16 protein-coding genes are annotated in these 18,393 nt (G+C 63.9%); 10 read left to right on the top strand and 6 right to left on the bottom strand.

Translation table 11 applies throughout. The annotated features are described in order from the left end of the window. The first annotated feature begins 123 nt into the window (after positions 1–123). Complete coding sequence (locus DDZ17_RS07470; RefSeq protein ID WP_116365412.1) at positions 124–936, top strand: TonB-dependent receptor plug domain-containing protein; 813 nt, start codon at positions 124–126, stop codon at positions 934–936. 137 nt (positions 937–1,073) lie between these two features. On the opposite strand, the gene DDZ17_RS07465 is transcribed toward DDZ17_RS07470, so the two are convergent. Then, a complete protein-coding gene (locus tag DDZ17_RS07465) occupies positions 1,074–1,508 on the bottom strand; it encodes a bacteriohemerythrin (protein ID WP_157976522.1) in 435 nt (144 codons plus the stop codon). 557 nt (positions 1,509–2,065) lie between these two features. Here DDZ17_RS07465 and DDZ17_RS07460 point away from each other — a divergent pair. Beyond that, positions 2,066–3,661 carry an isocitrate lyase gene (locus tag DDZ17_RS07460; RefSeq protein WP_116365408.1) on the top strand — a complete coding sequence of 532 codons (1,596 nt, stop codon included), beginning with the start codon at positions 2,066–2,068 and terminating at the stop codon, positions 3,659–3,661. Positions 3,662–3,739: 78 nt separating this feature from the next. Here the strand turns inward: DDZ17_RS07460 and DDZ17_RS07455 are convergent, their stop codons facing one another. Next, the gene (locus tag DDZ17_RS07455; RefSeq protein ID WP_116365406.1) at positions 3,740–4,084 is read right to left on the bottom strand and encodes a hypothetical protein; all 345 of its coding nucleotides are present in this window, start codon (positions 4,082–4,084) and stop codon (positions 3,740–3,742) included. 273 nt (positions 4,085–4,357) lie between these two features. Between DDZ17_RS07455 and DDZ17_RS07450 the strand changes: the two genes are divergently transcribed. The 4 genes from DDZ17_RS07450 to DDZ17_RS07435 all read left to right on the top strand — a co-directional run bounded on the left by DDZ17_RS07450 (position 4,358) and on the right by DDZ17_RS07435 (position 10,792). After that, a complete protein-coding gene (locus DDZ17_RS07450; RefSeq protein WP_157976521.1) occupies positions 4,358–4,732 on the top strand; it encodes a BlaI/MecI/CopY family transcriptional regulator in 375 nt (124 codons plus the stop codon). A 16-nt stretch (positions 4,733–4,748) separates the two neighbouring features. Continuing rightward, positions 4,749–6,287: a M23/M56 family metallopeptidase gene (locus DDZ17_RS07445; protein WP_116365403.1), complete on the top strand. Its 1,539-nt coding sequence runs from the start codon at positions 4,749–4,751 to the stop codon at positions 6,285–6,287. 154 nt (positions 6,288–6,441) lie between these two features. After that, on the top strand, positions 6,442–8,874 hold the full coding sequence (locus tag DDZ17_RS07440) for a TonB-dependent receptor (RefSeq protein WP_116365401.1): 2,433 nt from the start codon (positions 6,442–6,444) through the stop codon (positions 8,872–8,874). Between the two features lie 169 nt (positions 8,875–9,043). Further along, entirely contained in the window at positions 9,044–10,792 is a 1,749-nt protein-coding gene (locus DDZ17_RS07435) for an isocitrate/isopropylmalate family dehydrogenase (protein ID WP_116365399.1), read from the top strand. Positions 10,793–10,829: 37 nt separating this feature from the next. Here the strand turns inward: DDZ17_RS07435 and DDZ17_RS07430 are convergent, their stop codons facing one another. Then, entirely contained in the window at positions 10,830–12,038 is a 1,209-nt protein-coding gene (locus DDZ17_RS07430; protein ID WP_116365397.1) for a M24 family metallopeptidase, read from the bottom strand. 112 nt (positions 12,039–12,150) lie between these two features. On the opposite strand from DDZ17_RS07430, the gene DDZ17_RS07425 reads away from it, so the two are divergent. Beyond that, positions 12,151–12,687, top strand: a complete 537-nt coding sequence (locus DDZ17_RS07425) for a winged helix-turn-helix transcriptional regulator (protein WP_116365395.1) — start codon at positions 12,151–12,153, stop codon at positions 12,685–12,687. 25 nt (positions 12,688–12,712) lie between these two features. Here the strand turns inward: DDZ17_RS07425 and DDZ17_RS07420 are convergent, their stop codons facing one another. Then, on the bottom strand, positions 12,713–13,324 hold the full coding sequence (locus DDZ17_RS07420) for a Crp/Fnr family transcriptional regulator (RefSeq protein WP_157976520.1): 612 nt from the start codon (positions 13,322–13,324) through the stop codon (positions 12,713–12,715). A 34-nt stretch (positions 13,325–13,358) separates the two neighbouring features. On the opposite strand from DDZ17_RS07420, the gene DDZ17_RS07415 reads away from it, so the two are divergent. Further along, the gene (locus tag DDZ17_RS07415; protein WP_116365391.1) at positions 13,359–14,156 is read left to right on the top strand and encodes a class II aldolase/adducin family protein; all 798 of its coding nucleotides are present in this window, start codon (positions 13,359–13,361) and stop codon (positions 14,154–14,156) included. A gap of 120 nt (positions 14,157–14,276) precedes the next feature. Beyond that, complete coding sequence (locus DDZ17_RS07410) at positions 14,277–14,669, top strand: hypothetical protein (protein WP_116365389.1); 393 nt, start codon at positions 14,277–14,279, stop codon at positions 14,667–14,669. A 22-nt stretch (positions 14,670–14,691) separates the two neighbouring features. On the opposite strand, the gene DDZ17_RS07405 is transcribed toward DDZ17_RS07410, so the two are convergent. Both DDZ17_RS07405 and DDZ17_RS07400 read right to left on the bottom strand, forming a co-directional pair. Next, positions 14,692–15,726: an aspartyl/asparaginyl beta-hydroxylase domain-containing protein gene (locus tag DDZ17_RS07405; RefSeq protein WP_116365387.1), complete on the bottom strand. Its 1,035-nt coding sequence runs from the start codon at positions 15,724–15,726 to the stop codon at positions 14,692–14,694. Next, positions 15,723–16,643, bottom strand: coding sequence for a LysR family transcriptional regulator (locus DDZ17_RS07400; RefSeq protein WP_157976519.1), 921 nt, complete (start codon positions 16,641–16,643; stop codon positions 15,723–15,725). The genes DDZ17_RS07405 and DDZ17_RS07400 overlap by 4 nt, the downstream gene beginning before the upstream one ends. Positions 16,644–16,759: 116 nt before the next feature. Between DDZ17_RS07400 and DDZ17_RS07395 the strand changes: the two genes are divergently transcribed. Continuing rightward, positions 16,760–18,385 carry a 5-guanidino-2-oxopentanoate decarboxylase gene (locus DDZ17_RS07395; RefSeq protein WP_277749303.1) on the top strand — a complete coding sequence of 542 codons (1,626 nt, stop codon included), beginning with the start codon at positions 16,760–16,762 and terminating at the stop codon, positions 18,383–18,385. Positions 18,386–18,393: the final 8 nt, after the last annotated feature.

Here is an 18,393-nt window from a genome sequence, read left to right as displayed (position 1 = left end):
TAATGCCACCGCCAGTGGCATTGTCTTAGATGGAATTGATATTCATTCCCATTTGAAATACGTTTCGCCCCTTTTTGCGCCGTGGCCTGCCCGGCGCGCACTACAATCAAAGGGGGTTTTTACATGCAGCGCTATCATCGACGGGCCCATACCGCACTGGCCCTGGCGGCCATCACACCGGTACTCGCCCTGGCCGAGGCACCGGTCCTTGAGGAACTGACGGTCACCGCCAGCCGGGTCAACAAGTCCATCAAGGCCATTCCCAACACGGTGAAGGTCATCGACCGCGAAGCGCTGGACAACCAGCTTGCGGTGAGCAGCAGCCTGCTGGACGGGCTCAGTTTTGCCGTGCCCGCGCTGACCCCGGCACACCAGAAAATGAGCAGCAACGGTGTCACCCTGCGCGGCCGCAATCCGCTGTACATGACCGATGGCATTCCCCAGTCCACACCGCTGCGCAACGGCCAGCGCAGCGCCTTCACCATCGACCCGGCCTTTATCGACCGGGTGGAAGTGATCTACGGCGCCAATGCCATCCAGGGGGTTGGCGCCACCGGCGGGGTCATCAACTACGTGACCACCGAGGCGCCCGACAGCGGCGACTGGCTGCGCAGGGCCAGTGTGGAACTGGCCTCCGACAGCTTTGAGAGCGACGGCTTCCATTACAAGGCCAGTGGCCTGGTGGGCAAATCCTTCCAGAGCACGGATTTTATTCTTGGCGCCACCTACCAGGTGCAGGACCTGTTCTACGATGCCAACGGCGACCCGATTGCCCCGGACCGCGTCAACGTCTATGCAGAAGGCACCTTCGCCAGCGCCCTGCGCGGTCGCCTGCAGTACTCGATGCTGCTGGACCGGGATTTCGATGGCGGCCTGGCGCAGCACGATTTCGACGGCTACCAGTTGCTGGACGCCGTGGCGACTCGATCTCACTAGCGGCGAGGGCCTGCATTGGGGTGGAGCTAGTGTATCGGACGTCCAGTTAACGACTTTTAGGTGGAATATTTAAAAGGGCATCTAAACCCGTCTACCAACGCTATCGCAAGTGCTGCTCAAAGGCGATTAGGAGGGAGTCAGTGGGTGTCTGATTGAAGAAGAAACGCTTCCAACTCCTTGTCTATGCCCATCACATGACGAGTAAGCCATTCAGTAAGAAAAAGTGAAGCCGCGGCCAGAAACTCGGGCGTATCGGGATCGCCGCTATGGAAAAGACCGTTGACCTCCTGCTGGAAACGGCGGTGCGCACGTACATGTGCTTCCAGGCCTGGGTATTCCAGGCGAGCCATGTACTCCTCTTCCAGCGCGAAGTGGGAATCCACGTAGTCACGCAGGCGTTGCAACACCTCCGGCCCGCTATCCGGGCGAGCGATTAGATCCAGTGTCTCAAACAGCGCGCGGTGCTGGCTGTCCTGCCAGATGACATCGCTGGTCTTGCGGCAGTTGAACGATCCGACGGTGGGCTCGTCGCTTACGTGCCTAGCTGATGAATGCGTTGGCCTATTTGCCATCACGAACACCTCGTTCGAATGAGGCTGACTAAAATGTCCTCACCTTGCCGGACAGATCGAATGAAGCCGCCCTTTATTAATGCCTTGCTTCACCCAAGTGTAGCGGCTACTGCTGTTTGCACGCGATGAGGCGCAGGCAGTTTCATGCTGTAGTTATTTTTGCTAAACCGGGTACTGCTATGGTCGACCCAATGCCTGTCGCTTCAAGGTTGTGTAGCCCAGGAATGGCTCAATGTGAATCGCAACTCTTGGGCTGACCCATAGGGATTTGCTGGCCCCGCAACCTGCGGAATCTATTTGACCGTTTTGCGTGGAAGTTGAACGTTTAGCTACTTGAAACTGAACGAATTACGTGGACTCACACAGACAGCCTTCTCCCTGCTGGTCGAAGCGCTCCGATATCCCCACCGGGGAGATTAATCAACATTTTCGCTATGAATAGCAAAAATCCTTTCCATTTATTTCAGTTATGTGCGAGGCCTGACTAAGATACCGGGCACCTGAACGATGAACGCGACAGCGTTTGTTTCCGCCCTACGATGCATGAGGACCTTCCCATGGCCACTTACCAGCAGACTACCGATTCCTTTGCCAAACTGTGCGACGCACAGGGCAGCACCTGGGATGCCATCAACCCCGAATACGCCGCGCGCATGGCCCTGCAGAACCGCTTCCGCACTGGCCTGGACATTGCCCGCTACACCGCCGATATCATGCGTAAAGACATGGCCGACTACGACGCCGACACCGCGAGCTACACCCAGTCGCTGGGCTGCTGGCACGGCTTCATTGGCCAGCAGAAGTTGATCGCCATCAAGAAGCACCTGGGCACCACCAACAAGCGCTACCTCTACCTGTCTGGCTGGATGATTGCGGCCCTGCGTTCCGAGTTTGGCCCGCTGCCCGACCAGAGCATGCACGAGAAAACCTCCGTGCCCGGCCTGATCGAAGAGCTGTACACCTTCCTGCGCCAGGCCGACGCCCGTGAAATGGGTGGCCTGTTCCGCGCGCTGGACGACGCCCGCGAAGCCGGCGACGAAGTGAAGGCCAAAGACCTGCAGAACCAGATCGACAACTTCCAGACCCACGTTGTGCCGATCATCGCCGACATCGATGCTGGCTTTGGCAACGCCGAGGCCACCTACCTGCTGGCCAAGAAGATGATCGAGGCGGGCGCCTGCGCCATCCAGATCGAGAACCAGGTGTCCGACGAGAAGCAGTGTGGCCACCAGGACGGCAAGGTCACCGTGCCCCACGAGGACTTCCTGGCCAAAATCCGCGCCGTGCGTTACGCCTTCCTGGAACTGGGCGTTGAAAACGGTGTGATTGTTGCCCGGACCGACTCCCTCGGCGCCGGCCTGACCAAGCAGATCGCCGTGACCCACGAGCCGGGCGATTTGGGCGACCAGTACAACAGCTTCCTGGACTGCGACGAAGTTGATGCCGCCAGCATCGGCAACGGCGAAGTACTGATCAGCCGCGATGGCAAACTGCTGCGTCCCAAGCGCCTGCCGTCCAACCTGTTCCAGTTCCGCAAGGGCAGCGGTGAAGACCGCGTGGTGCTGGACTGCATCACCTCCCTGCAAAACGGTGCCGACCTGCTGTGGATCGAGACCGAAAAACCCCACGTCGGCCAGATTGCCGCCATGGTCAACCGCATCCGCGAAACCGTGCCCAATGCCAAGCTGGTGTACAACAACAGCCCGTCCTTCAACTGGACCCTCAACTTCCGCCAGCAGGTGTTCGATGCCTGGAGCGAAGAGGGCAAGGATGTATCCGCCTACGATCGCGACAAGCTGATGAGCGAAGAGTACGACAGCAGCGAGCTGGCCGTAGTCGCCGACGAGAAGATCCGCACCTTCCAGGCCGATGCCTCCCGCGAAGCCGGCATCTTCCACCACCTCATCACCCTGCCGACCTACCACACCGCGGCCCTGTCCACCGACAACCTGGCCAAGGAGTACTTCGGCGACCAGGGCATGCTGGGTTACGTGGCCGGTGTGCAGCGCAAGGAAATCCGCCAGGGTATTGCCTGCGTCAAGCACCAGAACATGGCCGGCTCCGACATGGGCGACGACCACAAAGAGTACTTTGCCGGTGAGGCCGCGCTGAAGGCGGCGGGTAAAGACAACACCATGAACCAGTTCGGCTGATGCCGCGCCCCGGGGCGTTGCCCGGGGCTCCGTTCCATCCCGTTACCGGGGAGGCTGCTGTGCGGTCTCCCCGGTTTTTTAGCCTGAACGCTTTGCGCGCCCGGCACTGCGCAGGTGCAGAATCACCAGCAACAGGCACAACACAAGGCCGCCTGGCAGCAGAGCGAAATAGCCCTTCCCAAAGAAAAACGTACTGTCCCGCGATACGAGGAACGGCAGCCATGTCGCCACACCAAAGTAAACAGCAACAGCCGCTGTTTTCGGTGCACCGTTTAGCGCGCAGTAAGCACCCAGCGGCACAGCGATGAATGAAAGCGTCACTAACGCGCCAAATGCTGGCAGGCCCCAATAGCCAGCAAGCGACAAGCACGTTGCGAGAACGGCCATGATCAGGGCGCTTTGCCGTTGTGGATTCATGGACATTACCCCCTCCAGAAAGCGTAGTGATTTCACAGACGAGCCGCCCGCGCGTGGGCGGGGTCAATCAGGGTCGCAGATATCCTCGATGCCGAAGCGCAGGTGGAGGCGAACCAGCCTAAATGGAACAGGTAGGCTTTCAGGCGCGCATACCGCTTCCGGCCCAGCGTTGTATGAGTACAGCCCTGACCCTCGTCTTGAAAATAGCCCAGCTTTTGTCATCGCCAGGCCCCATGCTACATTGTGGCCCATCAGATGACCATGTCACGGGCGACGGCCATGAGCGAATTACCGGAACTCACCAAGGCGGAGTACAAAATCCTCAATGTGATGTGGGGGGAGGGCGAGTTCAGTATCCGCGAGGTCCACGAAACCCTCGACAGCGACTGGGCGTTGTCCACCACCAAAACCAATATCGAGCGCATGCATCGCAAGGGGTTGTTGCACCGGCGCAACCTGCACGGGATGAATGTGTATCGCCCCGCCATTACCCGGCCGGTGGGCCTGGCCCGCTGGGTGCGCTTTTTTGCCGACCATGTACTGGGCATGGATACCCGAGCGGTGGTGTCCATGTTTGGCAAAAGTGAAAACATCAGCGACGAAGAGCTGGCCGAGCTGGAAAAACTCAGCGCCCGCCTGAAGGACGAAGACTGAGGCCCGGCCCTGTCGCATGGAGCCGCAATACCTCAACTACCTCTGCAACCTGCTGATCATGCTGGTCAGCGGCCAGTTGCTGCATACGCTGATTCTGTTCGCATTGGTGTTTGCCACATGCTTGCTGCTGCAGGCGCGCCACCCCCGCCTGCAACTGGCGCTGTGGGGGCTGGTGGCGCTGCGCCCCTTTATTCCCGGCGACTGGCAAGTCGGCTTTACCCTGCGCCAATTGCTGGATGACCTCTACCCGCGGCTGGAGTTGCTGTCGGCCAACTTCCACCTAACGCAGCTCGATTTGGTGAACTTGCTGAGTCGGCCACTGTGGCCCGGCTACACCCAGGTGTCGCTGGCGGTGTCGCTGGTGGCCCTGTGGGGGTTGGTGAGTGTGTGTTCGGTGTGCCACCTGCTGTACCGGCGCCGGTTTTACCGCCGGGTGGTGCAGCGCGCCGCCCTGGTGACCAGTGGCAGCGCGGCGCGCCTGCTGGCCCAGGTGCAGCTGCGTTGCCGGGTGGCCCGGCGGGTGCGGCTCCTGGCCGGTGAGGGGGCGGAGTCGCCCTTTACCATGGGCACGCTGCGGCCGGTGATTTTTGTGCCCGCGCCGATGCTCGCAACGCTGGATGAGCAGGCCCTGCTGACCCTGCTGTCCCACGAAATGGCGCATGTGAAGCGCTGTGACGACCTGTGGGGCGTTGTGATCGGCCTGACCCGCTGTGTGTTTTTCTTCTTCCCATTGCAGCGCCTGGTGGGGCGGTTGTGGGAGGAGCAGCGGGAGATTGTGTGCGACACCTTGGCAGTGCGCTGCCAGTGCCAGACCCGCGGCGAATACGCCCAGGGGCTGCTCGATATCGTGTGTTACTTCCGTTCCCGGCACACAGTATCGCCAGGCGGCGTGCCGGGCTTGTCGCTGCGTCACGATGGCTACCGTGCCCGGGTGCTGGCCCTGGGGCGGCAATCCCTGCCGGGGGCGCGGGAGGGGGCGGTGATGCTGCTGACGCTGGCCTTCACCATGCTCTTTATCATGCCCACCGCCAGTGGCGAATCGGCGGCGCGGGCCCTGCGGGAGCGCAGCCAGCAACTGGTGCCGGCGGATATTGAACGCTTGTACCTGCCGGTGGAGCGGGGCCGGGTGCTGGCTGGGTTCCACGATATTCCCCTGGACGTTCCCCTGGGACTGGGCGAGATGGAAGTGTTCCACGAGGGCATTGATATCCTTCTGCCGGAGGGCAGCACCGTCTATGCCCTGGGGCCGGGGCGGGTAGAGCGGGTGGTGATGGAGCCGCTGGACGGCATTGCCCAGAGCACCGGCGGCTACGTCAGCATTCGCCACGACAACGGCGCCCTGGTGCGCTACCACTACGTTGGCCACAGCCCATTGCAGCAGGGCCAGCGGCTGCAGGGCGGCGAGCCCATCGGCCGCTTGCTGGCAGATCACTATTCGCCGCGCAGCTTTTCCGCTGAAGGCTTTCCTGCCTCGCCCACCCGGCTGCACCTGGCCGTCTTCTATCAGGGGGTGCTGGTCGACCCCCTGCAGTTGCTCCGCTTCCAGGGCGAGTAGCCCGCTTATGGCTGTTGACAGACATTCTCAGGCGCGCATAATCGCTCAAGCTACAATGTAGCTAACGAGATAATAATTAGCGCAACGAGCCCCGCCCACGCCAACGGTGTTTGCCCGGCAGGCTCGGCCGCGCCCAGTCTGGAGATTGTTCGCTATGCCAACGCAACTGCCTGTTTGTCCTTCTCTTGCTGCCCGCCCGGTGCGGCCGCCCTTTGCGCTGTTTGCCCTGGCCGCGGCCCTGGCCCTGCCGTCCACCGCGGGGGCCCAGGCGCTGGAGGAGGTGATTGTCACCGCGCAAAAACGCGCCCAGTCCATGCAGGATGTGGGCATTGCGGTGAGCGCCTTTACCGCCGACCAGCTCGGGCAGCTGGGGGTGAATCGCCCCATCGACCTTGCCGCGCAAACCCCCGGGCTGGATATCAAGAACACCGTGGGCAACTCCAACCCCGTCATTACCATCCGGGGCGTGGGGCTGAACGACTACAACACCAACAACAGCCCCTCGGCGGCGGTTCATGTGGATGAGGTGTACCTAGGCTCCAACGGCTACCTGGGCTTCCAGCTGTTTGATATTGAGCGCGTGGAGGTGCTGAAAGGCCCCCAGGGCACCCTGTTCGGGCGCAACACCACGGCCGGCTCGGTGAACTTCTTCAGCCGCAAGCCCGGCGACGCGCTGGAAGCGGATGTGGAGGCCCGCTATGGCAACTACAACACGCGAGAGCTGGAGGGCGGCATCGGCGGACCCCTAAGCGATACCCTGGGGGCGCGGCTGGCGTTCTCGGTCAACCGCGCCGATGGCCACCTGGATGCCCAGCCCACGCCCGATGCGGCGGTGGGCTACACGCCGATCCCCGGTGGCATCGAGCCGCTGGGCGACTTCCGCGGCGATGACAGCCTGGGCGATGTGGACACCCAGGCCCTCAGGCTGAGCTTTACCTGGCAGCCGGCAGATACGCTCGATGTGCTGTTCAGCGTACACGGCAGTCGCGACCGCTCGGAACTGTGGGTGCCGACCCAGCTGGAAGACCACAACTTTTCCGCCGGTGCGACCCCGGTGGCGCTGCAGGTGTTGCAGGGGGTCAATGCCAGCCTCAGCGGCAGTCCCGATCTGCCGTTCCCGGTACTGCCCCTCACCGAGTTCACCATTCCCGCCCTGACTGACGAGTATGATGTTTACGTCACCCAGGCGCCGGATGTCGATGCCCGCCAGTTTGGCGGCGTGCTGAAACTCGACTGGGACCTGGGCTGGGCCACGCTCACCTCGGTAACCGGGCTGGAGGAACTCGACCGCGACCAGCTCTACCAGTCGGGTAGTGCAATGCGTATCTACAACACCGACTTCAGCGACAACCTGAGCCAGTGGACCCAGGAGCTGCGCCTGACGGGCGAGCGGGGTGACGATCACTGGGTTATTGGCGCCTTCTACATGGACGAGGAAGTGGACTTCACCAAGCAGGTATCGCTGGTGGATGTCACGACCCGCGGGCTGACACCGCTGCTGCACAGCTATTTCCCGGCCGGGGTGCCAACCGATGGTGAGTTCTACAGCCTGCCGGTATCGGGCATGGCGGATATCGACTACCTGCAGGAGGGGGAATCCTGGGCCCTGTTCGGCCAGTACGAATGGCAGTTATCATCCAACTGGAATATTACCGCCGGCCTGCGCTATACCGAGGAGGAAAAGACCTTCACCGGTGGCACCGTGGCGGTCAGCGCGGCCGAAGGCTATCCACCGCTGCTGTCGCTGCTGTACAGCGACCTGCCGATTTACGTGGACAACCGCTACGAAGACGACGACGTGTCCGGCAAGCTGGCGCTGAACTGGACGCCCAACGACGATGTGCTGGTGTACTTGTCCACCAGCAAGGGCTACAAGAGCGGGGGGTTCGACGGCTCCACCATTCTGCAGGAGGCGGCAACCCTGCCCTTTGGCGCCGAGACCCTGTGGGCCACCGAACTCGGCTTCAAAAGCACCCTGCTGGATTCCAGCCTGCAGTTGAACGGCGCCCTGTACTACTACGATTTTGACGACATGCAGGCCGAGGTGACGGTGGAGCTTGGCAGCGGCAACTCGGAGAGCCTGCGCCGCAACGCGGGCAAGGCGGAAATCATCGGCGGCGAACTGGAACTGTGGTGGCGGCCGATGGTCGGGCTGGATGTGCGCTTTGGCGTGGCGGCCCTGGACAGCGAGGTCAAACGCTTTGACTCCGATGACCCGGCCGAATCCGCCCTCTACGAGGGCAACCACGTGCCGGATGCCCCGGAGCTGACCTACAACGGCATGGTGCGATACCAGTGGCCGCTGGGGGATAACCTGCTGCTGTCGGCCATGGTCAACATGAACTACAGCGATGAAATCTACAAAGACCTGAACAACACCGAAGTGCTGAAGGCCGGCAGCTACACCCTGTGGGGTGGCCGTATTGGCCTGGGGTCGCAGGATGATCGCTGGGAGCTCTTCCTCTGGGGGCAAAACCTGGGCAACGAAGCCTACCGCATGAACACCGACGACGACCCCCACGGTGTCACGGCCTACTACAACATGCCGCGCACCTACGGACTGGGGCTGCGCTACGCCTGGTTCTGATCGTCCTGCGGCGGCTCTCGCCCTGTCGAGGCTCGCGCGCTGTGCGGTTGTTGCGCGCGAGCCTCAGATGCCTACCTCACACGCCGGCTGCCCGGGCCGGCCTTTCTTGCTGCTAGTCGCGGCCGCCGCCAGCCGTTATTCTTAACGGCTGATACGCGGAGAGCAGCGAATGAGCGAGAAAATCAGCGTAAAACACCCGCTGGTGGTGTTACACGGCGATGAAATGGCCCAGGTGGCCTTTGTGCGGATTCTGGAGCAGTTTGTTGCCAGCCGCCTGGATATCGAACTGGTGGAGGTCGACCTGTCGGCAGAAAACCGCCTGGCCACCAACGGGCAGGCGGTGCGCGATGCCATCGACGCACTCAAAACCCACGGTGTGGGCGTCAAGAACGCCGGCATGACGGTAAACCGCGCCCAGCTGGATGAACTACTGATCACCTACGCGCGGCTCAAGGAACATGAGCTCGACAAACTCGCCACCAAGTCTCCCAACGGCGCCATTCGCAAGGGCATCGGCGGCAATATCACCCGGGAGGACATTCCCTTTCGCAACCTGCAGGTGCGCCACCCGCAGTGGATTGGCCGGGACATCGAAGTCTTCACCATGGACCACGGCGGTATCAAGCACAGCGCCAACGCCCTGACCCGCTCCACCGGAGTGGCCAAGGTCGTCTTTGTGGGCGCCAGTGGCGACCCGGTGGAGTTGCACCGCCGGGTGCTGCGCAAGGGCGACCCCTGGCTGCTGGCCACCGTCTCACTGGAAGACGTTAAATCCTGGGCCCATGCCTTTTTCCAACGCGCCCTGGCCGAGAAACGCGACGTTTACCTGGGCCTGAAAGACACAGTGATCGCCGGCTACGACGGCGTGATGCGCACCGCCATCGAGGACATCTACCGCAGCGATTACCGCGATGCGCTGTTGGATGCGGGGCTGGCCTATCACTACGAACTGATTGACGCCCAGGCCGCGCGCATTGTGTCCAACCCGCCGCAGCGCGCCCTGTGGGGCGTGCCGGACAACACCACCGGGCGCAAGCTCTACAAACTGGTGGAGGAGTTGAAGCAGTACGGCATTCCCGAGCGCAAATCCCACGTGTCCCTGTCGCGCATGAGCGCCGGCGGCGGCGACCAGTACGGCAGCTTCAATATGGCCCTGCCGGAAGACGGCATTCTCAAGGTGGTGATCGACGGCGAGGAACTGCACGCCCGGGATGTGCAGCAGGGCGACCCGCTGCTGTTCATGACCAACGACCGCCAGGCCATCAAGGACTGGGTGACCCAGGTGTTCCGCGACGCCTCCCACAACGACAAGGAGGTCTACTTCGGCCTGAAGCGGGAGTACATGGAGTACGACGAGGTGTTCTCCAACGTGCTGCTGGAGGTGCGCCATGAATTGGCCGAGGCCGGCACCCGGCCGCCGTCGTTCATGATCATGCGGCCCTCCGCCCAGCTCAAGAAAATGATCTGCGACCCGCCGCGTAATGCCCTGTACCCGGCCCAGAACCTGGACGGTGATATTTTTTCCGACATTTCCGCCGCCCTGGGCGGCAGCCTAGCCACGGCCAGCTCGGTGATCGAAAGCACCGATGGCACCCTGCTGTTCGAGGCGCCCCACGGCACGGCCCACGACCTTTACCTGCGCTTTGCCGAAACCAACGGCAAGGAGGCCAACTTCAATTCATCGGCGCTGATCTACGCGGTGGCCAATGCCCTGGAGGTGCTGGCCGGACGCGAGAGCAACAGCGCCCTGGCGGACTATGCCCGCCGCCTGAAAGCGGCCCTGATCGACACCGTCGACCAGGGCACCATCACCGGCGACCTGAAGGGCAAGACCACCAACCCCGCGGCAGAGACCATTGTGGATATGCAGGGCTTTCTGGATGCGGTGGCCGCCAACCTGGACGCCGCGGCCGCCTGAGCCACCGCGGCGGGCGCAGCCGCCGATCAGCCGCCAATCAGCCGAAGGGCTTGTCGATGGCCGGGGAGGGCTCGGTAAACCAGCGCGGGCCGTCGTCGGTTATGTAGAAGTGATCTTCCAGCCGCACGCCGAACTCCCCGGGCACGCAGATCATCGGCTCGTTGGAGAAGCACATGCCGTTGGCCAGCGGTGTTGCGGTGCCGCGCACCAGGTAGGGCCATTCGTGAATGTCCAGGCCAATGCCGTGGCCGGTGCGGTGAGGGGTGCCCGGTAGCTGATAGTCCGGCCCCAGGCCGTTGGCCACCAGCACCTCGCGAGCGGCGTCGTCCACACTGCCGCAGGGCGCGCCGATGCGGGCGGCCTCGAAGGCGGCGGCCTGGGCGGCCTTCTCGATGTTCCAGATCTGCCGCTGGCGCTCGCTGGGCTCCCCGAATACGTAGCTGCGGGTGATGTCCGACAGGTATCCCTCCAGTTCGCAGCCGGTGTCGATCAGTACCATGTCGCCGGCTTCCAGCGCCTTGGGCTTGGCCACGCCGTGGGGGAAGGCGGTGTCTTCGCCAAACAGCACAATGCAGAAATAATTGCCCTTGGCGGCGCCTACGGCGCGGTGGGCCTGGTCGATAAAGTCGGTCACCTCCCCAGTGGTGATGCCCTCGCGCAGTATGCTGGCGGCGGCCTTGTGCACCGCCAGTGTCATGTCCTTGGCGCGCTGCATCAGGGCCAGCTCGGCGGGGGACTTCTGCATGCGGCAGCCCGCCGTCACGGCGGTGGCGCTGGCGTAGTCGTAGTGCGGCGCCGCCTGGCGCAGGCCGTCAAAAATGAAGAAGGGCGCGGATTCATCAATGCCAATGCGGCCGCCGCTGATGCCAAGCTCGGCCAGCAGGCGGGCGGTGAGCTGGTAGGGGCTCTCGTGTTCCTCCCAGCAGTGCACCTCGCCGGGAATGCGGATAAAGCCCTGCAGGGTACCCAGTTCAAAGGCCGGGGCAATGTAGTGGGGGGCGCCCTCGGGGGTGATGATGGCCCCCACCATGCGCTCGCTGGCGCCAAAAGGGGTCCCGGTGAAGTAGTAAAGGTTGGTGCCGGCATTGAGGTAGACGGCGTCCAGCCCCTCGGCCTTCATCAGTTGCCGGGCTCGCGCCAGGCGGGCCTCGAACTCTGCGTCTGCAATCGGCTGGACGCCGGCGGTCATTGTGTTGAGGCGTGCCAGTGCCTGCGCCGGGCTGCTGCCGCCAATGCCATTGTTCATGTGAATACCCTGAATCGGAAGATAGTTGGAAATCGGGGTGGATTTTAGCGCATCAGGCGCAATAATTGGCCCCTGTCAGGCTGCTCCTGTCAGAACGGATTAGGGAAACAACATGCGCTGGACAGATATTGATAGGCAGGCTTGCTCGGTGGCGCGGGCCCTGTCGGTAGTGGGAGAGCGCTGGACGCTGCTGATCCTGCGGGACGCCTTTTTGGGCACGCGCCGCTTCGACCAGTTCCAGCACAACCTGGGCATTACCCGCCACCGCCTGTCGGAACGCCTGGGCAAGCTGGTGGAGCAGGGGGTGCTGGTGAAGGTGCCCTACCAGGATCGCCCGGTGCGCTACGAATACCGCCTGACGCGCCGCGGCCTGGCCCTGTACCCGGTGCTGATGAGCCTGGCGCGCTGGGGCGATGAGTGGATGGACGGCGATGCGGGCCCGCCACTGGAATACACCCACCGCGGCTGCGGCAAGAAGACCCAGCCGGTGCTGGCCTGCAGCGAGTGCGGCGAACCCCTGCGCCCGGAATCGGTGACCACCGAAATCGGCCCCGGCCTGTGGGCCCTGGCGGTGCAGATCGAAAACGAAGAATCCAGCCTGCCCCCCATCCCCGAGATCATCCGCCGCTCCGTCGAGGACCTGCCTTAACATTTGTTAAGGCGCGGCGCTCCTTTCACTGCCCATACTCGTCCTGTGCCCGCAGTTTGCGTTTGAGGCGGGACAGGGACACCGCGTCCACGCCCAGGTACGAGGCAATATGGTGCTGCGGCAGGCGTTCCGGCAGTTCTGGCTCCTGGGCCAGCAGCCAGCGATAGCGCTGCTCGGCGTTGCAGGTGAGCAGCATGGCTTCGCGCTGTTCGTTGCGCACAAAGGCGTTGGACAGCAGGCGAATGTTGAGCTGGGCCACCGCCGGGTGCGTTGCGCTGGCGGCGACAAACGGCTGGTAGGGCAGCAGCAGCACGTTGCTGGCCTCCAGGGCCTGGATACTGAAGGGCGCCGGGCCGTCGCTGATGGCGGCGCTGACCGGGCCCACCAGGTGGTTGTCGGTGTAGAAGGCTTTGTTGCGCTCCTTGCCCTCGGGCGACACGTAGAACAGGCGCAGCAGGCCGCTGTCGATAAAGCACAGGAAGTGGTGCTGCTCGCCGGCCCGCAGCAGGTATTCGTCGCGCGCCAGGCTGCGCTCGCGGGCCTGGGCCAGCCAGTCCGACAGCGGCGCGGTATCGGTCAGTCCCTGTTGCACCAGCCAGTTGCGCAAATGCGCACTGCGGGTGGAAAGCGTTGTCATATCACTACACGGTAACAATGTTAAGGAGAAAGCCATGGCTGAAGCTGCTGCCAACACTATCATAATGAACGCCGAAGAAACCGACGCCCGTATGCCGGTGACAGAGGGTTCCATCGAAGAATTACGCGCCGAGCGCAAGCTGAAACTGGCCGCCGCCCTGCGGGTGTTTGGCCGCTTTGGCTTTGACGAGGGCGTGGCCGGGCACATCACCGTGCGCGACCCTGAGCACCTGGATCACTTCTGGGTGAACCCCATGGGTCGCTCCTTCAAGCAGATGTGTGTGTCGGATCTGCTGCGGGTTGATCACGAAGGCAAAGTGGTGGAAGGCAAAGGGCTGCTGAACGGCGCCGCCTTTACCATTCACTCGCAGATTCACATGGCCCTGCCGCACGTGGTGTCGGCGGCCCACTCCCACTCCCTGTATGGCAAGAGTTGGTCGACCCTTGGGCGCCTGCTGGATCCGCTGACCCAGGACGCCTGCGCCTTTTTTGAAGATCACGTTGTGTTCGACGACTTCAACGGCCCGGTGCTGGATAACAGCGAAGGCGAGCGCATTGCCGCGGCCCTGGGCGAGCACAAGGCGGCCATTTTGCAGAATCACGGCCTGCTCACCGTAGGTGAAACCGTGGACGAGGCCGCCTGGTGGTTTATCACCATGGAGCGCAGCTGCCAGGCGCAACTTCTGGCCGAGGCTGCCGGGTCACCCAAGTCCATCCCCCGTGACTTTGCGCTGCACACCCGCGAAATTGTGGGCAGCAAGTTGGCGGGCTGGTTCCAGTTCCAGCCCATCTTCGACGTAATCATGGCGGAGCAGCCCGACCTCGCCAACTGAGCGTGACCAGCCTTCGGCAGCGGGCCCGCTGCCGAAGGCTGGTGTAGCTGCTGGCATAGCAAAGCCGCCATATCCAACTATGATTAGTGCTTCGGATTCATCACTCTCAGGAAGACTGTCATGGCCCACCCCTTGAAAACCAGCCTCGCCCTCGCGCTCTCCAGCGCGCTTCTCACTGTTTCCTCCTTCGCCGATGCCCGGCCCTCCAACAAGTGGCGGGTGGAATTTGACGGCGGCGCTGATTCCGATGGCAGCATCGTGCTGCGCCTGTCCCCTGAGGGGAGCATGCCGATGGATGCCACCATCGCCATCACCGATGGCACTGGCGAAAATGCCGTGGCCAAGGCGGTGGTAGATGCCCTCAAGGAGCAACTGCCGAAGGAGGGCTTTCATGTCGAGCGGGATGACGGCGAGGACGTGCTGATCAAGAAGAAGATGGGCAGCGCCGACTTCGATCTGGAGGTGCTCTCCAACACCGTCAAGGGTGTGGATATCGACCTGGAGCGGGAATAGCCACCGCCGCACCGTCCGGCCTTCAGCCGCGCAATAACGCTTCCAGCAGGGCCCGTCGCCCGTCTAGCCAGGCCTGGCGCACGCTGTAGGCCTGCTCGATGGCCGCGCGCTCGTCCGCACTGAGCCCGGGGTGGTGAGCTTCAAAAATCAGCACCACCCGGTCGCTGTCTGAACGGTTCCATGCCTCGTGTTCAAAGCTGTCGTCAAAGGCCGTGATGACGCCTTCGCGCCAGTGACAGGTTGCCTCCCCCACCCGGATGGCGCAGGGTGTCGGCACGGTGATGGGCAGGTGCACGGTGAGTCGGGTATTGGTCAGGCCGAAGTGGGGCGGAATGTGGGCCCCGGGTCGCAGGCGGGAAAAGAAAATCTCCATCGGCTCGCCGTTGACCCGCACCAGATCCGCCTGCGCCAGCGCCTCAAGGGTGCGCGGAAAGCGCGCTGCGTGAGCGGTGCGCTGGCCCTGCTGGTACAAGTGGATGGCAGACCAGTCCAGGGTGCCACTCAGGGTCTGCCAGCGCGGGTCGCGGGCGCTGGCAGGCACATAGGGTGCCAGCTCAATGGCCTGTGCCATGGCCGCCTGGTATTCGCTGGCAATCGCCTCCCAGGCAGCCATGACCGGCCCTGACCAGGGCAGTGCGCTGTTGGGTGTCACTGGCTGTGCCGCCAGGCCGGGCAGGTAAAAAATGGCCGGCTGCTGCAGGGGGTGCTGCCAGGTGAAGGGGGCATCGTGGGTCATTGGCCAGATGGCCTGCAAAACCCGGCTGATGTCGCCATCGCAGCGCTGCTGGAAGGTGTCGATGGCGCGGCGGTGCAGTTCGCTGAAGTGGGCGCGAAAGGCGGCGTCTGCTCGCCGCGACGCGGCAATGGCCTCGGCCGGCGCGTCGGCCGCCTGCCGCAATCGGCGAATGCGCGGGTCGAAGTCGTCGGCCATGGACCACACCGCCACGGCGGCCTCGCGTTCGCCCATCTCATACAGGGCATCGCCGGTAAACAGGCCCAGGCGCGGGTCGCGCGGCTGGGCCAGAAAGGCGCGCAGCATGTGCAGGGCCTGGCTCATGGGCTCTCCTGGTGGTGGGCATGGGGCGCCGCCAGGCTCTGCAGCCAGTCGCTGAACAGGGCAACGGTCGGGTTGTGGCGGGTGCACGGCACCGTCAAATAGTAGCGCTGCTCGGTGGCAAGGCGCAGGGTGCCGGCCTGTTGCAGGCGCGCGCTGGCCAGCGCCTCGGCCACAAAATAGGTGGGCAGGAAGGCCATGCCCAGGCCCTGTTCGGCGCACTGCTGCACCAGGCTGAAGGTTTCCATGCGCGGGCCGGGCACTTCGCGTATGGCCCGGGGGACGAGCCCCGCGTGGCCCAGCCAGGAGTCGCTGGTGGAGAATGGCCCGGTGTGGTGGACGATAGGGTAATTGAGCACATCGGCAAAGTCGTTGATGGGCGGGCCCTCGGCCAGCAGGTCAGCGCTTGCCACCGCCACCAGCAGTTCCTGCAGCAGGGCTATGCACTGGCCGTCGCCCGGTGCCGGCTCGCCGTACACCACCGCCAGATCCCAGCGCGCCTTGCCCGAGCGCAGTTTGTCCATGTCGGTCATCAACTCCACGTTGACATGGGGGTGGCTGCGATAAAAGTGCTTGAGCTGCGGCACCAGCCAGGCGCTGGCCAGGGCCGGTTCAATGCCAATGCAAAGCTGCCCGCTGGCAGCGCGCCGGGTGCGCTGGGTGGCCGAGCGCAGCTCTTCGAGAATCCCGCAAACACTCTCCAGATACGACGCACCGGCCGGGTTCAGCCACAGGCGCTGGCGCGAGCGTTCGAACAGGGCCACGCCGAGCAGTTCTTCCAGGTTGTTGATCTGCCGGCTCACCGCGCTCTGGGTCATGTTCAGCTGTTCGCTGGCGCGGGTCACGCTGCCGCTGTGGGCCACGGCTTCAAAGCACAGCAGGGCCTGGGTGGAGGGCAGGTGTCGATGGGCCGTGGGCATGGCATCCAAGTTTATGAGTTTTGCGCATGAAGTATGCCGAATTACGCGATATTGCGACACCCCCGCCTTGGCTACTATCTATAAAGCACTGGCCGGCGAATGAAGGAGAGCAGGGCGTGAATTGCGGCGAACGACTGATGCATATGCTGAAAGCCCACGGCATCGAGGTGGCCTTTGGCATCCCCGGCACCCATACCATCGAGCTTTACCGCGGCCTGCCCCAGGCCGGCATTCGCCACATTACCCCCCGGCACGAACAGGGCGCCGGCTTTATGGCCGATGGCTACGCCCGGGTAACCGGCCGCCCCGCCGCCTGCCTGACGGTGTCGGGCCCCGGCGCGCTGAACATTGCCGCGGCCATGGGCCAGGCCCTGCAGGATTCGGTGCCCATGCTGGTAATTTCCGCCGACAACAGTCGCCACCAGCGGGGCCTTGGCGAGGGCCGCCTGCATGAAACCCGCAACCTGCAGGCGGCAATGGCCGAGTGCAGCGTGTGGAGCCACACCCTGATGCGCGCCGATGAATTGCCCCGGGTGCTGGCCCGGGCCTTTGCCATCTTCCACAGCGAGCGCCCCGGCCCGGTGCACCTGAGCCTGCCGCTGGATGTGATTCTATCGAACGCCGACCACGTCAGCCCCGAGCCCTGGCCGGTGCCTTCGCGCCCGGCCGCCGACCCCGGCGCACTGGCGCAGGCAGCCGAATTGCTGAACGCCGCCCGGCGCCCGGTGATTGCCCTCGGTGGCGGCGCCGCCGATGCCGGCCAGTGGTGCCGCGCGCTGGCTGAGCGGCTGGACGCGCCGGTGACCCTCACCCACAACGCTCGCGGCCTGCTGCCGGCGGACCACCCCCTGCTGGTGGCCAGCAGCCCTTCCTTCGAGGCTGTGCGCGCCCTGTACCGCGGCGCCGATGTGGTGCTGGCGGTGGGTACCGAGCTCAGCGAAACCGACTACGACTTTTTCTTTGACGGCGGTTTTGCCCTGGGTGGTCAGTTGATTCGCATCGATATCGACGCCGCCCAGCTGTGCCGCAACGCGCAGCCGGCGCTGGCCATTCGCGCCGACAGCGCCCTGGCCCTGGCGGCGCTGCTGCCGCAGTTGCAGGCCGTGTCGAGGGAAGGCGACCGGGAAGGCCACCGGGAAGGCCCCCGGCGGGTGGCCGAGGTCATGGCCGCCCTGGCCGAGGCGGGCGATCACAGCGCGGACTACCAGCGCTTTCTCGCATCGCTTGAGACGGCGCTGCCACAGGCCATTGTGCTGGGGGATTCCACCCAACCGGCCTATTACGCCGCCGCCCAGTGGCACCCGGCAGCGCCGCGCAGCTTTGCCAGTGCGGCCACCGGCTACGGCACCCTGGGCTACGCCCTGCCGGCGGCCCTGGGGGCCAAACTGGCCTGCCCGCAGCGCCCGGTTGTGGCACTGGTGGGCGATGGCGGCCTGCAGTTCAGCATCAGCGAGCTGGCCAGCGCCGTGGAGGCCGAGCTGGGCGTGATCGTGCTGGTGTGGAACAACGCCCGCTACGACATGATTGCGCGCAATTTCGAGGATGCCGGCATGGCGCCCATCGCCTGCGACATCTACACACCGGACCTGCTCGCCATTGCCCGCGGCTACGGCTGCGCGGCGGTGCGGGCGCACAATCACCAGGAACTGGAACAACACCTGCGCGAGTGCGCCGGGCGCCGCGTGCCGACACTGATCGAAGTGCGTGAGGGCGATTTTCTTTCCAACCCGGGCGCCCACTGAGCGCCCTG

Source organism: Parahaliea mediterranea (genome assembly GCF_003402235.1).
In the GTDB taxonomy this organism is placed as follows: Bacteria; Pseudomonadota; Gammaproteobacteria; order Pseudomonadales; family Halieaceae; genus Parahaliea; species Parahaliea mediterranea.
This window is presented reverse-complemented; position numbering and strand designations above follow the sequence as displayed.

What these genes read in the sequence shown, in the direction of transcription:
- DDZ17_RS07470 (WP_116365412.1), top strand. Translation starts at nt 124, where the DNA reads ATGCAGCGCTATCATCGACGGGCCCATACCGCACTGGCCCTGGCGGCC.
- DDZ17_RS07465 (WP_157976522.1), bottom strand. Translation starts at nt 1,508, where the DNA reads ATGGCAAATAGGCCAACGCATTCATCAGCTAGGCACGTAAGCGACGAG.
- DDZ17_RS07460 (WP_116365408.1), top strand. Translation starts at nt 2,066, where the DNA reads ATGGCCACTTACCAGCAGACTACCGATTCCTTTGCCAAACTGTGCGAC.
- DDZ17_RS07455 (WP_116365406.1), bottom strand. Translation starts at nt 4,084, where the DNA reads ATGTCCATGAATCCACAACGGCAAAGCGCCCTGATCATGGCCGTTCTC.
- DDZ17_RS07450 (WP_157976521.1), top strand. Translation starts at nt 4,358, where the DNA reads ATGAGCGAATTACCGGAACTCACCAAGGCGGAGTACAAAATCCTCAAT.
- DDZ17_RS07445 (WP_116365403.1), top strand. Translation starts at nt 4,749, where the DNA reads ATGGAGCCGCAATACCTCAACTACCTCTGCAACCTGCTGATCATGCTG.
- DDZ17_RS07440 (WP_116365401.1), top strand. Translation starts at nt 6,442, where the DNA reads ATGCCAACGCAACTGCCTGTTTGTCCTTCTCTTGCTGCCCGCCCGGTG.
- DDZ17_RS07435 (WP_116365399.1), top strand. Translation starts at nt 9,044, where the DNA reads ATGAGCGAGAAAATCAGCGTAAAACACCCGCTGGTGGTGTTACACGGC.
- DDZ17_RS07430 (WP_116365397.1), bottom strand. Translation starts at nt 12,038, where the DNA reads ATGAACAATGGCATTGGCGGCAGCAGCCCGGCGCAGGCACTGGCACGC.
- DDZ17_RS07425 (WP_116365395.1), top strand. Translation starts at nt 12,151, where the DNA reads ATGCGCTGGACAGATATTGATAGGCAGGCTTGCTCGGTGGCGCGGGCC.
- DDZ17_RS07420 (WP_157976520.1), bottom strand. Translation starts at nt 13,324, where the DNA reads ATGACAACGCTTTCCACCCGCAGTGCGCATTTGCGCAACTGGCTGGTG.
- DDZ17_RS07415 (WP_116365391.1), top strand. Translation starts at nt 13,359, where the DNA reads ATGGCTGAAGCTGCTGCCAACACTATCATAATGAACGCCGAAGAAACC.
- DDZ17_RS07410 (WP_116365389.1), top strand. Translation starts at nt 14,277, where the DNA reads ATGGCCCACCCCTTGAAAACCAGCCTCGCCCTCGCGCTCTCCAGCGCG.
- DDZ17_RS07405 (WP_116365387.1), bottom strand. Translation starts at nt 15,726, where the DNA reads ATGAGCCAGGCCCTGCACATGCTGCGCGCCTTTCTGGCCCAGCCGCGC.
- DDZ17_RS07400 (WP_157976519.1), bottom strand. Translation starts at nt 16,643, where the DNA reads ATGCCCACGGCCCATCGACACCTGCCCTCCACCCAGGCCCTGCTGTGC.